The sequence below is a fragment of the Streptomyces candidus genome (genome assembly GCF_014207445.1).
Taxonomy (GTDB): Bacteria; Actinomycetota; Actinomycetes; order Streptomycetales; family Streptomycetaceae; genus Streptomyces; species Streptomyces candidus.
Genome location: NZ_JACHEM010000002.1, coordinates 591321 through 604822 on the forward strand (window position 1 = coordinate 591321; position 13502 = coordinate 604822).

Annotated in this window: 10 protein-coding genes, 1 tRNA gene and 2 pseudogenes; 5 read left to right on the forward strand and 8 right to left on the reverse strand. The window is 71.1% G+C overall.

Features of this window, described 5'->3' with window-relative positions:
- Positions 1–12: 12 nt before the first annotated feature.
- The 4 genes and pseudogenes from HNQ79_RS05660 to HNQ79_RS05675 all read right to left on the reverse strand — a co-directional run bounded on the left by HNQ79_RS05660 (position 13) and on the right by HNQ79_RS05675 (position 3085).
- The gene (locus tag HNQ79_RS05660; RefSeq protein ID WP_185027484.1) at positions 13–876 is read right to left on the reverse strand and encodes a trypsin-like serine peptidase; all 864 of its coding nucleotides are present in this window, start codon (positions 874–876) and stop codon (positions 13–15) included.
- 170 nt (positions 877–1046) lie between these two features.
- Positions 1047–1379, reverse strand: a pseudogene (locus HNQ79_RS05665) (serine protease); the annotation flags it as partial.
- 163 nt (positions 1380–1542) lie between these two features.
- The gene (locus HNQ79_RS05670) at positions 1543–2010 is read right to left on the reverse strand and encodes an RICIN domain-containing protein (protein WP_185027487.1); all 468 of its coding nucleotides are present in this window, start codon (positions 2008–2010) and stop codon (positions 1543–1545) included.
- A 244-nt stretch (positions 2011–2254) separates the two neighbouring features.
- On the reverse strand, positions 2255–3085 hold the full coding sequence (locus HNQ79_RS05675; protein WP_185027490.1) for an aldo/keto reductase: 831 nt from the start codon (positions 3083–3085) through the stop codon (positions 2255–2257).
- A 139-nt stretch (positions 3086–3224) separates the two neighbouring features.
- Between HNQ79_RS05675 and HNQ79_RS05680 the strand changes: the two genes are divergently transcribed.
- On the forward strand, positions 3225–4043 hold the full coding sequence (locus HNQ79_RS05680) for a class I SAM-dependent methyltransferase (protein WP_185027492.1): 819 nt from the start codon (positions 3225–3227) through the stop codon (positions 4041–4043).
- A gap of 218 nt (positions 4044–4261) precedes the next feature.
- Here HNQ79_RS05680 and HNQ79_RS05685 read toward each other — a convergent pair.
- The 3 genes and pseudogenes from HNQ79_RS05685 to HNQ79_RS05695 form a co-directional block, all read right to left on the reverse strand.
- Positions 4262–5167, reverse strand: a pseudogene (locus HNQ79_RS05685) (ATP-binding cassette domain-containing protein); the annotation flags it as partial.
- 444 nt (positions 5168–5611) lie between these two features.
- Positions 5612–7438 carry an AMP-dependent synthetase/ligase gene (locus HNQ79_RS05690; RefSeq protein ID WP_185027494.1) on the reverse strand — a complete coding sequence of 609 codons (1827 nt, stop codon included), beginning with the start codon at positions 7436–7438 and terminating at the stop codon, positions 5612–5614.
- Positions 7439–7755: 317 nt separating this feature from the next.
- A complete protein-coding gene (locus HNQ79_RS05695) occupies positions 7756–8622 on the reverse strand; it encodes a LysR substrate-binding domain-containing protein (RefSeq protein WP_185027496.1) in 867 nt (288 codons plus the stop codon).
- A gap of 100 nt (positions 8623–8722) precedes the next feature.
- On the opposite strand from HNQ79_RS05695, the gene HNQ79_RS05700 reads away from it, so the two are divergent.
- Both HNQ79_RS05700 and HNQ79_RS05705 read left to right on the forward strand, forming a co-directional pair.
- A complete protein-coding gene (locus tag HNQ79_RS05700; protein WP_373312452.1) occupies positions 8723–9808 on the forward strand; it encodes a bile acid:sodium symporter family protein in 1086 nt (361 codons plus the stop codon).
- Positions 9805–10209, forward strand: a complete 405-nt coding sequence (locus HNQ79_RS05705; protein WP_185027500.1) for a (2Fe-2S) ferredoxin domain-containing protein — start codon at positions 9805–9807, stop codon at positions 10207–10209. Before HNQ79_RS05700 ends, HNQ79_RS05705 begins: the two co-directional genes overlap by 4 nt.
- Positions 10210–10355: 146 nt before the next feature.
- Here the strand turns inward: HNQ79_RS05705 and fdhD are convergent, their stop codons facing one another.
- The gene (gene fdhD / locus HNQ79_RS05710; RefSeq protein WP_185027502.1) at positions 10356–11186 is read right to left on the reverse strand and encodes a formate dehydrogenase accessory sulfurtransferase FdhD; all 831 of its coding nucleotides are present in this window, start codon (positions 11184–11186) and stop codon (positions 10356–10358) included.
- Positions 11187–11388: 202 nt separating this feature from the next.
- Between fdhD and HNQ79_RS05715 the strand changes: the two genes are divergently transcribed.
- Positions 11389–12348 carry a beta-ketoacyl-ACP synthase III gene (locus HNQ79_RS05715; protein ID WP_185027504.1) on the forward strand — a complete coding sequence of 320 codons (960 nt, stop codon included), beginning with the start codon at positions 11389–11391 and terminating at the stop codon, positions 12346–12348.
- A gap of 679 nt (positions 12349–13027) precedes the next feature.
- A tRNA-Leu gene (locus HNQ79_RS05720) sits at positions 13028–13115 on the forward strand.
- The last annotated feature ends 387 nt before the right edge of the window (positions 13116–13502 follow it).

Here is a 13502-nt window from a genome sequence, read left to right on the forward strand (position 1 = left end):
CGCCGAAAGCCGTTACGGCTTGGGCAGCCCGCAACCGGGACGGGTCAGGTCGATCCTGCTGCCCGCGACGATGCAGGGCACCATCTGGTACGTCTGCTGGCCGTAGTTGATGCCCCTGCGCACGGTTGTCCGGCCGGCCTCGTCGACCTCGCACGGATTGTTGTCGGTACAGCGCCCGCCGCTCTCGTTGCCGGTGTTGTTGACCGCGACGACCTTGCCCGTGCCGGTGTCGAGCACCGGGGAGCCGGAGGTGCCGCCGATGGTGTTGCAGGCCGAGGTGTAACGGACCGAGTCCTTCCAGGTCCAGGCACCCTCCTTGAGGCGGTACGCGAACCCGTCGATGTTGCAGCTGTACGTCCTCTTCCAGTACCCGGAGACGACGGTGATCGGCGTCCCCTGAGCCGGGCGCGCCGCGCTGAGCTCCAGCGCCCTGATCCCGTACTGGGTCTGTATCTGAGCGTAGGTGCTGGTCAGCTGGTACAGCGCGACGTCCGTGTCGGTCATCGTGCCGTACGCGATCTTGCTGGCCCGCAGGGTTCCGACCTTCTGGGCGGCGCCGTTGAGGAGCGAGAAGGTGCGGGACGACGCCCTGTTGACGATGACCTGGCCGGCGGCGGGGAAGCCGGTCTCCAGGCAGTGGCCGTTGGACATCACCAGGGCCGGGTCGTTGGGCTGCGAGGCGGCCGTGCGCACGACCGACCCGGAACAGTTGCTCAGCGCGACCGTTCCGGCGAAGTCGACCGCCTGGGCCGCGACGGATTCCGGGGCGCGCGTGCCGACCGGTGCCGCGTCCGGGCTCGTGGCCGCGAAGGCGGGTGCCGCGCCTGCCCCGAGGAGCAGGGTGGCAAGGAAAGCGCCGACGAGAGGCTTCTTCATGTGGGGGTCCCCTCAGTGCCTTGTGTGACCGGGGCTGGCCTACCCCGGTTGTCATGGGCATTGTTGGGGGAACCGTCGCGTTGGACAAGGGGGCGTCCACGGGACTGCTGTGCGCGTTGCGGTACGCGGGGCGCCCGGCTCGCGACGTGACGCGCGATGCCAGGTGACCGCTACGGCCTCTGTGCGGGCTCCGGCAGTCGGCAGCCCCAACGGCCTGGTTCCACAGAGCTGTTGCGTGAGATGCACCGCGCGATGCGGTATGTCTGCTGGCCGTACCCCATGGCGTGACGCACCGTTACCCGGCCGCGCCGGTCGACCTGGCGCGGATTGCTGAACGTGCAGCGCTCGCCGTCGTCGTTGCCGGTGCTGTTCACGGCGACGACCCTGCCGGTGCGCCGGTCGATCACCGGGGAGCCGGACGTGCCGCCGATGGTGTCGCACTCAGGGGTGTAGCGGAGTGAGTCCTTCCAGGTCCACTCGGCCTCCTTCAGCCGGTGCGCGAAGGCCCACCGGGCAAGCGGGCGGCTGCACGGCACGGCACTCCACGCCCAACCCGCCTGTCCGCCAGGTGAGTTGACCGCCCACGCCGGCTCGTTCCGGGAGCGAACACCTGAGCGTGTCCTCGCCCCGCCGTCACGAACGGGTGAAGCGCCCCGCCCACTCCGCTCACTCGGCCGGTACGGGCTCCAGCTGCCACCACTGCGCGGGGGAGTCGGTGTCCTCCCACTGCTGGACGCCGGCTCCGTCCTCCGCGCTGCCGTCCGCCACTTCCAGCAGCAGTCCGCTGATCCAGCTGACCAGGGAGACGCGGCCCGGCGCATCCGGGTGCCGCTCGACGATCCATTCCTGCGCGCCGAAGTTGTTGGCGCGCCACTGCTGGATGCGGGTGCCGTTCTCGACGGAGGCGTTGGCGACGTCGAGCCGTTTGCCGGTCGCGCCGTTCACCACGTGGTGCAGCCCGCTGCCCTCGTGCACCGGACTCAGCAGCCAGCGCTGGCCCGCGGCGCCCGAGTCCTTGCCCTGCTGCACGCGAGTGCCGCCGCGCGCTTCGAGAAGCAGACCGCTGCCCACGTTGCGCAGCAGGTACGTGCCCGGGAGCGGCGCCGGCGCTCCCGCGTCCTGGCGGGCCGTCAACAGCCGTCTCCGCCGGCAAGGCAGAGGCGCACCGGACAGCCGGGGTCCGCGAGGACGTCCGTTCGCGGGAGCCGGTCACGGTCGGGGTGGGGCATGAGCATGAGCGGAGTCTACGACGGCCTTCGTACGGTGTCCGGGCCGCGGCCCGCGCGGCTTTCCGTACCGTGCGCCCAACCGCCGACACGAGATACGAGTGAGCCGCCACCGGGGACCCGGAGGCGGCTCACTCACCCACTGTGGCTGCTCAGCCGCCGAAGACCGCCGGGTCCGGGCCCAGACGCTTGCCCTCGTCCAGCGCGGCGAACGCCGCCATGTCGTCGGCGTCCAGTTCGAAGTCGAAGACGTCGTAGTTCTCCGCGATCCGCGACGGCGTCACGGACTTGGGGATCACCACGTTGCCCAGCTGGAGGTGCCAGCGCAGCACCGCCTGGGCCGGGGTCTTGCCGTGCTTGCGCGCCACGGCGACGACCGTCGGGACCTCCAGGAGGCCCTTGCCCTGGCCGAGCGGCGACCAGGCCTCGGTGGCGATGGAGTGCTGCGCGTGGCAGGTGCGCGAATCGGCCTGCTGGAGCTGCGGGTGCAGCTCGATCTGGTTGATCACCGGGACGACCGAGGTCTCCGCGATCAGTGTTTCCAGGTGCTCCGGAAGGAAGTTGGAGACACCGATCGACTTGGCGCGGCCGTCCGCGAGAATTTTCTCCATGGCCTTGTACGTGTCCACGAAAGTGCCCTTGGCGGGCAGCGGCCAGTGGATCAGGTACAGGTCGACGTAGTCCAGCCCGAGCTTGCCGAGCGACTCGTCGAAGGCGCGGAGGGTGGAGTCGTAGCCCTGCTTGTCGTTCCACAGCTTGGTGGTGACGAACAGGTCTGCGCGCGGGATTCCGGAGGAGGCGAGGGCACGGCCCGTGCCCTCCTCGTTGCCGTAGATCGCGGCGGTGTCGATGCTGCGGTAGCCGGCCTCCAGGGCCGTGCTCACCGCGGCCGTGGCCTCGTCGTCCGGCACCTGCCAGACGCCGAATCCGAGCTGCGGCATTTCGACGCCGTTGTTGAGTGTCAGGGAGGGGGCCTTGCTCACGGGGAAATCGATCCTTACGTCGTCGTACGTCATCGGTGTTGCTCCACTGTCAACGATCACGGCCCGGGACGCATTCCCGGCCCAGGTGATTTCTCGTGACCCGGTAGCTTTTAACCGTAAAAACGTAGATCATCCTCGTATGAACGCGCATCCGGGCCGTGACCGTACCCACGCCGGCTTCGACGAACTGGTCGCCGAGGCCGACTCCGTCTCCGTCGACGGCTGGGACTTCTCCTGGCTGGAGGGCAGGGCCACCGAACAGCGCCCCTCGTGGGGGTACCAGCGGCTCATGAGTGAGCGCCTCGCCGTCGCGTCCGCCGCACTCGACATCCAGACCGGCGGCGGCGAAGTCCTCGCGGGTGCGCCCCGGCTGCCCCCGGTGACGGTCGCCACCGAGTCGTGGCCGCCGAACGTCGCCAGGGCGACCGCGCTCCTGCACCCCCTCGGCGCGGTCGTCGTCGCGGACGCGGACGAACCGCCGCTGCCCTTCGCGGACGGGGCCTTCGACCTGGTGACCAGCCGGCACCCGGTCAAGGCCTGGTGGGAGGAGATCGCCCGGGTACTCCAACCCGGCGGCACGTACCTCTCCCAGCACGTCGGCCCGGCCAGCGTCTTCGAGATCGTCGAGTACTTCCTCGGCCCCCAGCCCGAGGCACGCCTGGGGCGCCGTCCGGAGACGGCCCGCGAGGAGGCCGGGGCGGCGGGTCTGGAGGTCGTCGACCTTCGGTCGGAGTCGCTCCGCACCGAGTTCTTCGACATCGGGGCAGTGGTCTACTTCCTGCGCAAGGTCGTCTGGATGGTGCCCGGCTTCACGGTCGGGAAGTACCGGGACAGGCTGCGCGAGATGGACGAGCAGATCCGTCGCGACGGTCCCTTCGTGGCACATACGACCCGCTTTCTGATCGAGGCCCGCAAGCCGGTCGGAGACGGCGCGCTGCAGGGGGCGGCCTCCAGGTGACCACCCCTTGCGCGCCCGAGCCGCCGCCCCTCGCACCTTTGGGCTTTCGGAACGGGGCCGGGGCCTCAGACCGCCGCCCCAAGCCCCAGGCGCTCCCCGCTCCACAGGTCCTCGGTCCCCTCGGGGAGGACCAGCACCCGGTCCGGACGCAGGGCCTCGACCGCCCCCTCGTCGTGCGTCACCATCACCATCGCGCCCGGGTACGCGTCGACCGCCGCCAGGGCCTCGAGCATGCGGTCGGCGCGCCGGGCCATGTTCTTGGCGGCGACCGCGATCGCCACGTTGGCCCGCGTCCGGTCCGCCTGGGAGTGCAACACGGACGCCTTCCGCTCCGCGGCCGCCCGCTCCCGGGCTCGCCGCCGCTCCTCGGCGTCCCGCTGGGTGAGATACACGTCCCAGGGGGTGTTGTGCACGTCGAGCGCGGTACGGGCCGGGTCGAGGTGGAAGACCCGGTTGACGGTGGCGGCCAGCAGGCCGAGGTCGTGGCTGACCACGACGAGGCCGCCGCGGTGGGAGAGCAGGAATCCGCGCAGCCAGGCCACGGAATCGGCATCGAGGTGGTTCGTCGGCTCGTCGAGGAGGAGGGCGTCGTGGTCCGCGAAGAGGATGCGGGCCAGCTCCACGCGACGCTTCTGCCCGCCGTAGAGCGCGCCGACCGGACGGTCCATGACAGGCGCGGCCAGCCCGACCCCCGCGGCCACCCGCGCGGCCTCGGCCTCGGCCGCGTACCCGCCCCGCGCGTGGAAGTCGGCCTCGGCGTGGGCGTAAGCGGCCATGGCGCGCCGCTCGGCGGCCGGACCGCCCGCGGAAGCCAGGGCCTGCTCGGCCGCACGCAGGGTACGCACACAGCGGTCCAGCCCACGGGCGGAGAGGATGCGGTCGGTGACGGTGACCGCGGGGTCGGCGGCACGGGAATCCTGCGCGAGGTGACCGAGGGAGCCGGTGCGGGAGATACCGGCCGCAGAGGCGGCTCCGGCACCGGCCAGGGTGTTCAGCAGGGTGGTCTTCCCCGCGCCGTTACGGCCGACGAGGCCGATGCGGTCGCCGGGGGCGATGTGGAAAGAGACGTCGGACAGCAGGGTCCGGGCGCCGACACGAAGGTCGGCGCCGCGCACGGTAATGATGGAATTACGCTCCGGAGAAGCAAAGGGACACACGGGTGGCGCGGGTGTGGGTCCTCAGCTAGGAAACGCGGGGCGTAGACATGAGCGAGAGGCTACGGGACGGCGCGGGAGCGGTGCGAGGGAATTTCCGAGCGAGAGGGGGCGGGGCCGGAGTGGCGGGACGAGGCCGGGGTGACGCGATGGTGCACGGGGGCCTGGCGTCAGAACGGTGCGCATCGCTCCGGGTGACCGCCACGCCCGGCGCAAGCACGACGAGGCCGGGGGCAGCACGGCGCTGCGCGGCGTCCCACCGGGCGTAGGACATCGGTGCGGCCCGCGCCGGCACGGACCGGGAGTGAGCGCGCAGGTCGGCGGCGCGTCCGACGTCGGCACCGCGCGCGCCGCGCCGCAGCCCCCCTCTCGCCACGTCGTCCCACGAGCCCGCCGGCCCCCGCGCCAGCGCCCTCACCGGTACAACGCGTTGACCTCCACCTCGTACGCCCGCTCGATCGCCTTCCGCTTCAGCTTCAGCGACGGCGTCAAGAGCCCCTGTTCCTCCGTGAACTGGTGCGCCAGGATGCGGAACGTCCGGATCGACTCCGCCTGCGAGACCATCGTGTTCGCCGCCACCACCGACCTGCGTACCTCCGTCTCCAGCTCCGGATCCCGTACCAGGTCCTTCGGGGCCAACGGCGGCTTCCCCTGCATCGCCCGCCAGTGTTCGACCGCCTCCAGGTCCAACGTCACCAGCGCGGCGATGTAGGGCCGGTCGTTCCCCACGACGATGCACTGGGCGACCAGCGGATGGGAACGTACCCGTTCCTCGAGCCCGGTCGGCGACACGCTCTTGCCGCCCGAGGTCACCAGGATCTCCTTCTTGCGCCCGGTGATGGTCAGGTAGCCGTACTCGTCCAGGGCCCCGATGTCTCCCGTCGACAGCCACCCGTCGTGCAGCACCGCCTCACTCGCGACCGGGTCGTTGAGGTAGCCGGCGAAGACGTGCCCGCCGTGCAGCCACACCTCCCCGTCGTCCGCTATGTGCACGGTGGTGCCCGGCAGGGGCAGCCCCACCGTCCCGAAGCGCGTCCGTTCCGGCGGGTTGGCGGTGGCCGCAGCCGTCGACTCGGTCAGCCCGTACCCCTCGTAGATCGTCACGCCCGCGCCCGCGAAGAACAGGCCGAGCCGCCGCTCCATGGCCGAGCCGCCCGACATCGCGTGCCGCACCCGCCCGCCCATGGCGTCGCGCACTTTTCCGTACACCAGCTTCTCGTACAGCTGGTGCTGCATCCTCAGTGACGCGGAGGGCCCCGGTCCGGTCCCGAACGCCTTGTCTTCGGCAGCCTCCGCATAACGGACCGCCAGCTCCACGGCCCTGTCGAAGGCGCCGGTCCGGCCCGAGGCCTCCGCCCGCCGCCGGGCCGCGTGGTAGACCTTCTCGAAGATGTACGGCACGGCCAGGATGAACGTGGGCCGGAAGGCTGTCAGGTCGGGCAGCAGCTCCTTCGCGACCATGGCGGGCTGGTGGCCGAGTTTCACCTTTCCCCGGATCGCCGCCACCTCGACCATGCGGCCGAAGACGTGCGCGAGCGGAAGGAAGAGGAGGGTGGAGGCCTCGTCGCCGGGGGAGGGCCGGAAGACCGGTTCCCAGCGGGCGATGACGGTGTCCGTTTCCGTCATGAAGTTCGCGTGGGTGAGGACGCAGCCCTTGGGGCGGCCCGTCGTTCCCGACGTGTAGATGACCGTGGCGACCGTGTCGGGGGTGACGGCACGGCGGTGCCGGTGCACGACGTCGTCCTCCACCTGCGCGCCCGAGGCGACGAGGTCTTCCAGCGCGTCCTCGCTGTCGAGCTGCCACAGCAGGGTCAGCCCGGGAAGCCGGTCGATCACGGAGGCGATCGTCATGGCGTGGTCCTCGTTCTCGACGACGCAGGCCACCACCTCGGAGTCGTGCAGCGTCCACAGGACCTGATCGGCGGAGGCGGTCGGGTAGACCGGCACGGGCTGCGCGCCCACCGTCCACAGCGCGAAGTCGAAGAGGGTCCACTCGTATCGCGTACGGGACATGATCGCGACCCGGTCGCCGAACCGCACCCCCTGTGCCAGCAGCCCCTTCGCCAGCGCCAGCACCTCGTCGCGGAACTGTCCGGCGCTCACGTCCCGCCACTGGCCGTCGGCGGACTTCCGGCCGAGCGCGACGCGGTGCGGGTCCTCGTCCGCGTGACGGAACACGGCGTCGGCCACTCCGCCGACCTGGGGAGACGCAGCCACGGGTGGGACAGTGAACTCGCGCAATGAACCTGCTCCTTGTGACGCTCCGCACGGCGCCGGTGACGGTACCCCAAGGCACGCCGGTGCGGGAGGCTCGGACCGCGACCTTACTGGGGGGTAAGTCACGGTGGGAGAATTTCCACGGAATCCGTACGCGGCGGGCTGCAGGGCGTCCCGGGGGCTGGGGCGGGGACGGCCCAGAGGTTGCGCGCGGCCGTGAGCGTCGCGCTGCCCCCGGCTCGTCCCGCGGCCGACCGGCCGGTGGTTCTCCTCCGCGTATCGCTTCCGCGCCCATTCCGCGTCGTCAGTGCGAAGCCCCCGCTCCCACCGGAGGCGCCCCCTCACCCACCCCTGTGCAAACGGTCCGCCCCCGCCAGAATCGCCCCCGCCAGCGCGTCCGCAGCCTCCCGTGCCGCAGCCCGTCGCCGACCGTGCAGCAGCACGAAGTCCACTTCCCCCAGGTCGGGCAAGCCGCTCCGCGCCCCCACCGCCTCCAGTCCCGGCGGAATCAGCCCGCGGGTATGCGCCATCACCCCGAGCCCGGCCCGCGCCGCCGCCACCAGTCCGCTCAGGCTCCCGCTCGTACAGGCGATCCGCCACGCCCGCCCCTGCGTCTCCAGCACCTCCAGTGCCCGCGCCCGCGTGATCGCCGGTGCCGGGAAGAGGATGAGCGGAACAGGCCGGTCGGATGCCACCCGCAGGCCCGGCGCGCCGATCCACTCCAGTGAGTCCCGCCAGACCAGCTCGCCGTGCGTGTCGTCCGCCCGCCGCTTCGCCAGCACGAGATCGTGCCGCCCGCTCTCCAACTGCCGGTGCAGAATTCCCGACAGTTCCACGGTCAGCTCGAGGTCCACCTCGGGATGCTCGCGCCGGAACGCCTCCAGGATCTCCGGCAGCCGGGTCAGCACGAAGTCCTCGGACGCCCCGAACCGCAGCCGTCCGCGCAGACGCGTCCCCGTGAAGTAGGCCGTCGCCCGCTCGTGCGCGGCCAGGATCGTCCGCGCGAAACCCAGCATGGCCTCACCGTCCTCGGTCAGCGCCACCCGGTGCGTGTCGCGGACGAACAGCTGCCGCCCGGCCTTCTCCTCAAGCCGTCGCACGTGCTGGCTGACCGTCGACTGACGCAGCCCGAGACGGCGCGCCGCCTGCGTGAAGCTCAAGGTCTGGGCAACGGCGAGGAAGGTCCTCAGATGCGTGGGCTCGAACATGCCCCGGACGCTAGCGTCTCCCGGTTATCACTGCCCGTGATAACAGTCAGTACGGTGTACGGCTTTCCCGATCAGCCGGTGGGGAGGGACGATGTCTCGCATGAACCGCCCCAAGCTGCCCTCCTGGCTCCCGGTCGACGGGTACGTACTGGTGCTTCTCGGTACCGTCGTCCTCGCCACCCTGTTGCCCGCCTCCGGCCCGGCCGCGACGGTGCTCGGGTACGTCACGACGGGTGCGGTCGGGTTCCTGTTCCTCCTGTACGGGGCGCGGCTCTCGACGGCGGAGGCGGTGCAGGGCCTCAAGCACTGGCGGCTGCACCTCACGGTGCTGGCGGCCACGTTCGTTGCCTTTCCACTCCTCGGCCTCGCGGCTCGGGCCCTGGTCCCGCACGTCCTCACCCCCGAGCTCTACACCGGCCTGCTCTTCCTGTGCCTGGTGCCCTCCACCATCCAGTCGTCGATCGCCTTCACCTCGATCGCCCGCGGCAACGTCGCCGCCGCGATATGCGCCGGGTCCTTCTCCAGCATCGTCGGGATCCTCCTCACCCCCCTCCTCGCCGCCCTGCTGATCAGCGGCGGCGCGGCCGGGTTCTCCCTGGACTCGCTGCTGAGGATCGTCCTCCAGCTCCTGGTGCCGTTTGTGGCGGGGCAGGTGCTGCGCCGCTGGATCGGCGGCTACGTCACCCGTCACAAGAAGGGGCTGAGCTACTTCGACCGCGGCTCGATCCTGCTGGTCGTCTACGCGGCGTTCAGCGCGGGGATGGTGCAGGGCATCTGGCAGCAGGTCTCCGCGGCCCGGCTGGGGGCGCTGATCGCCGTGGAGGCCGTACTCCTCGCGGTGATGCTGGCGCTGACCTGGTACGGGGCGAAGCGGCTCGGATTCGGCCGGGCGGACCGGGTGGCGATCCAGTTCGCCGGCTCGAAGAAGAGCCTGGCGGCGGGGCTGCCGATGGCGACCGTCCTGTTCGGCGCGCACGCGAGCCTCGCGGTACTGCCGCTGATGCTCTTCCACCAGATGCAACTCATGGTCTGCGCGGTGCTCGCCCGACGGCGCGCCGGGGACGTACCGCCCGAGGACCTGCCTGAGGACGCGCCGACCGGCGACGTGCCGCGGGGCGGGTCGGCCGGGGGAAGCGAGGCCCCCTGGATCCGGCCCGAACCGAAGGCTGGCAAGATCGCCGGGTGACCTCAGCGATACGCACCTTCGGCAACCGCCCCTGCGCCCTCACCGTGTGCAGGGGCTGCTGCTGCGGCGACGTCCGCAAGCATCCCGGCACCGACCACGCGGGCCAGCTCGCCCGCCTGCGCGAGGCCGCGGCGCGGTCCGGGGGACGGCTCGCCGTTCGTACGAGCGACTGTCTGGGCCCGTGCGGACAGGCGAACGTCGTGGTCGTCCAGCCGTCCACCGAAGGCCGCCGCAGAGGAGGCCGGGCCGCCTGGGTGGGCTGGGCGCTGGACGACGACAGTACCGACGAGATCCTGGCGTGGGTCGCCGCGGGCGGACCCGGCATCGCGAAGCCGCCCGCGACGCTGGAACTCCAGTTCTTCCCCGCTCCGGTCGAGTCCCGCACCGCCAAGAAGCGGTAACGCGACCACACGCCGACATACGGGTACGGCTCGGGTCCGACGGCGCGCCGACCCGAGGAGCCGGCCGGGAAAACGTCCCCGCAGAAGCGCCGACGGGCCGCGAGAGCGTCCTCGCAGAAGCGCCGACGGACCGGGAGCGAGCCCGGTTACGGCAGGACGACCCGTTCCTCGCCCGCGTACACGTTCATCTGCGTCCCCCGCAGGAACCCCACCAGCGTCAGCCCCGTCTCCGCCGCCAGGTCCACGGCCAGCGACGACGGCGCGGAGACTGCGGCCAGGAACGGAATGCCCGCCATCACCGCCTTCTGCGCCAGTTCGAACGACGCCCGCCCCGACACCAGCAGGATCGACCGGGACAGCGGAAGCCTGCCGTCCGTCAACGCCCGCCCGACCAGCTTGTCGACCGCGTTGTGCCGGCCCACATCCTCCCGTACGTCGATCAGCTCGCCCGTCTCGGAGAACAGCGCCGCCGCGTGCAGCCCGCCCGTCCTGTCGAAGACCCGCTGCGCCTCCCGCAGCCGCTCCGGCAGCGTCGCGAGCAGTTCCGGGGCCACCCGCACCTGCGGGACGTCCGCCATCGGGAAGCGCGCGGTCGTCCGCACCGCGTCCAGGCTGGCCTTGCCGCACAGCCCGCACGACGACGACGTGTAGACGTTGCGCTCCAGCGACACGTCGGGCACGACGGTCCCGGGAACCAATCGCACGTCGACCACGTTGTACGAATTGCCACCGTCCTCCCGGGCCCCCGCGCAGTACACGATGTTCGCGACGTCCGCCCCGTCGCCGAGCACGCCCTCGCTGACCAGGAAGCCCGCGGCCAGCGCGAAGTCGTCACCGGGCGTACGCATGGTGATGGCCAGCGGCTTCCCGTTGAGCCGGATCTCCAGCGGCTCTTCCGCGACGAGGGTGTCCGGCCGGGTCGAGACCGCGCCGTCCCTGATGCGGATGACACGACGGCGTGCGGTGACCCGGCCCATGGTGAATCATTCCTGCCCGAGAGTGACGATGCGTGCGAGTGTGTGACCAGCGCGTGTGCGCGGGCTGACCATTGTCCGCGGGGTGGGCGGGAAGCTCCAAAGTCCGGGTGGCGAACGCTGTTGGTTCACGCACCTCGTACCGGTGAGTCACAAAGAAGACTGGGTCGCTCCGACTGTCCGCAATGAGGGGTGGAGTCGCCGCATGACCGGTTCACGGATCGTCGCGCTCGGGCATTACCAGCCGGCCAAGGTACTCACGAACGCAGACCTGTCCAAGCTGGTCGACACCAGCGACGAATGGATCACCAGCCGGGTCGGCATCAGGACCCGCCACGTCGCGGGCCCCGACGAACCGGTGGACGAACTCGCCGCGCACGCCGGAGCCAAGGCACTCGCCTCGGCGGGCCTGACCCCCGCCGACATCGACCTCGTCCTGGTCGCCACCTCCACCGCCATCGACCGCTCGCCGAACATGGCGGCCCGGGTCGCCGCCCGGCTCGGCATGGGCTCGCCCGCGGTGATGGACCTCAACGTCGTGTGCTCGGGCTTCACCCACGCCCTGGCCAGCGCGGACCACACCGTACGGGCCGGGGCCGCCACCCGTGCCCTGGTCATCGGGGCCGACAAGATGACCGAGGTCGCCGACTGGACCGACCGCTCCACCTGCGTCCTGGTCGGCGACGGAGCGGGCGCCGCGGTCATCGAGGCGACCACGGAGGACCACCGGGCCACGCACGCGGGCACGATCGGGCCCGTGCTGTGGGGCTCGGTGCCCGAGATGGGCCACGCGGTACGGATCGAAGGCACGCCCCCGCGCTTCGAGCAGGTCGGCCAGTCCGTCTACCGGTGGGCCACCACTCAGCTCCCGCCGATCGCCCGCCAGGTCTGTGAACGCGCCGGGGTCGCTCCCGAGGAACTCGCAGCCGTCGTCCTGCACCAGGCGAACCTCCGTCTGATCGAACCGCTCGCGCAGCGCATCGGCGCGGTCAACGCGGTCATCGCCCGCGACGTCGTCGACTCCGGCAACACTTCGGCGGCGAGCATCCCGATGGCCTTCTCCAAGCTGGTCGAACGCGGCGAGATCACCTCGGGCGCCCCCGTCCTGCTCTTCGGCTTCGGCGGCAACCTGTCGTACGCGGGCCAGGTCGTCCGCTGCCCCTGACGGCCCTCGCCCCGGCCGGGGACCCGTCCCCGCCGGAGGCCGTCCGGGGGGGCGGCGCTTCTCGGCCGCGCCGCGCACCCCGCGCTTGCGCTCCTGCCACCACCAGGTGACCCAGCCGCCGATGCCGAGGAACCCGGCGTACATGGCCGCGTGCGGCAGGACGTCCTGCCACAGGATGTCGGTGAACTTCGCCGGCCCGCCCGCTGCGAGCGACATATGACGGAGCGTCATCGCTGCTCCTGCCTCCACAGCACCGCGAGGGACTCCCGGCTGATCCGGTCGATGACATGGCTGACCCGCGTCAACCGAACCAGGAACGTCCCGCAGATGCTCCCGCAGGGTCGAAAGCGCACTCGCCGTGCGATAACGGAAACCACCCGGAGTGTTCACCCTGCGAAGCCAGGCCGCCTCCCAGCCGTTGCCCCGCCCGCCCCTCCGGACGGAGACGGCAGTCATCGTCCGGCGCAAGCCGTACGGCTCCACCCCCGCCACTACTACGGGTATCAGCCAGGCCACATTCGGTGTGCATGACGGCGCCACGTCGACGAGCTCCGTCCGCCGTGACCCTCACAGGTCACTGACCACGCAATATGCAGGTGAAACCCACCCCAAACCCCTGGTATTGTTTTCCACGTCGGAACGGGCCGGCGCAAGACGGGGCCCGAACGGCAGACACCTTGTCCGGGTGGCGGAATGGCAGACGCGCTAGCTTGAGGTGCTAGTGCCCTTTATCGGGCGTGGGGGTTCAAGTCCCCCCTCGGACACCAGCTGAGACCCCACTTCACGTGGGGTTTTCTGCTTTTCCGGGCTGTGGCGCGACCCATCGCGCCACCCGTAGCCTTGCGCAGGACAGATGTTCGACGGCAGTCATCTCGCGGTAGTCGGGGCCGCGTGCTCGAAGCTGTTCCCCGAAGCCACCGACCGAACGGCTCCGCGCCGACCAGCGCGTAGTCGACCGGCACCACTGCGGTCGCCCCCCTCTGAGTCTCAACTCGCGCACCGTGCAACCCCGTAGGCCCCGTCCCTCCTGTGAGGCCCCAGACGCCTCCGCGAAATTCGGTCGTGGGAAGCCGACTTGGTCATCTGTTGTACGTCTGATGATTGCCGGGTCTTACGCCAGAGGCTAGAGTCACCTCGCGTGCCGGACCGTGCAC

Coding starts and splice junctions, on each gene's coding strand:
- HNQ79_RS05660 (WP_185027484.1), bottom strand. CDS start 876: ATGAAGAAGCCTCTCGTCGGCGCTTTCCTTGCCACCCTGCTCCTCGGG.
- HNQ79_RS05680 (WP_185027492.1), top strand. CDS start 3,225: ATGAACGCGCATCCGGGCCGTGACCGTACCCACGCCGGCTTCGACGAA.
- HNQ79_RS05695 (WP_185027496.1), bottom strand. CDS start 8,622: ATGTTCGAGCCCACGCATCTGAGGACCTTCCTCGCCGTTGCCCAGACC.
- HNQ79_RS05700 (WP_373312452.1), top strand. CDS start 8,723: ATGAACCGCCCCAAGCTGCCCTCCTGGCTCCCGGTCGACGGGTACGTA.
- fdhD (WP_185027502.1), bottom strand. CDS start 11,186: ATGGGCCGGGTCACCGCACGCCGTCGTGTCATCCGCATCAGGGACGGC.
- HNQ79_RS05715 (WP_185027504.1), top strand. CDS start 11,389: ATGACCGGTTCACGGATCGTCGCGCTCGGGCATTACCAGCCGGCCAAG.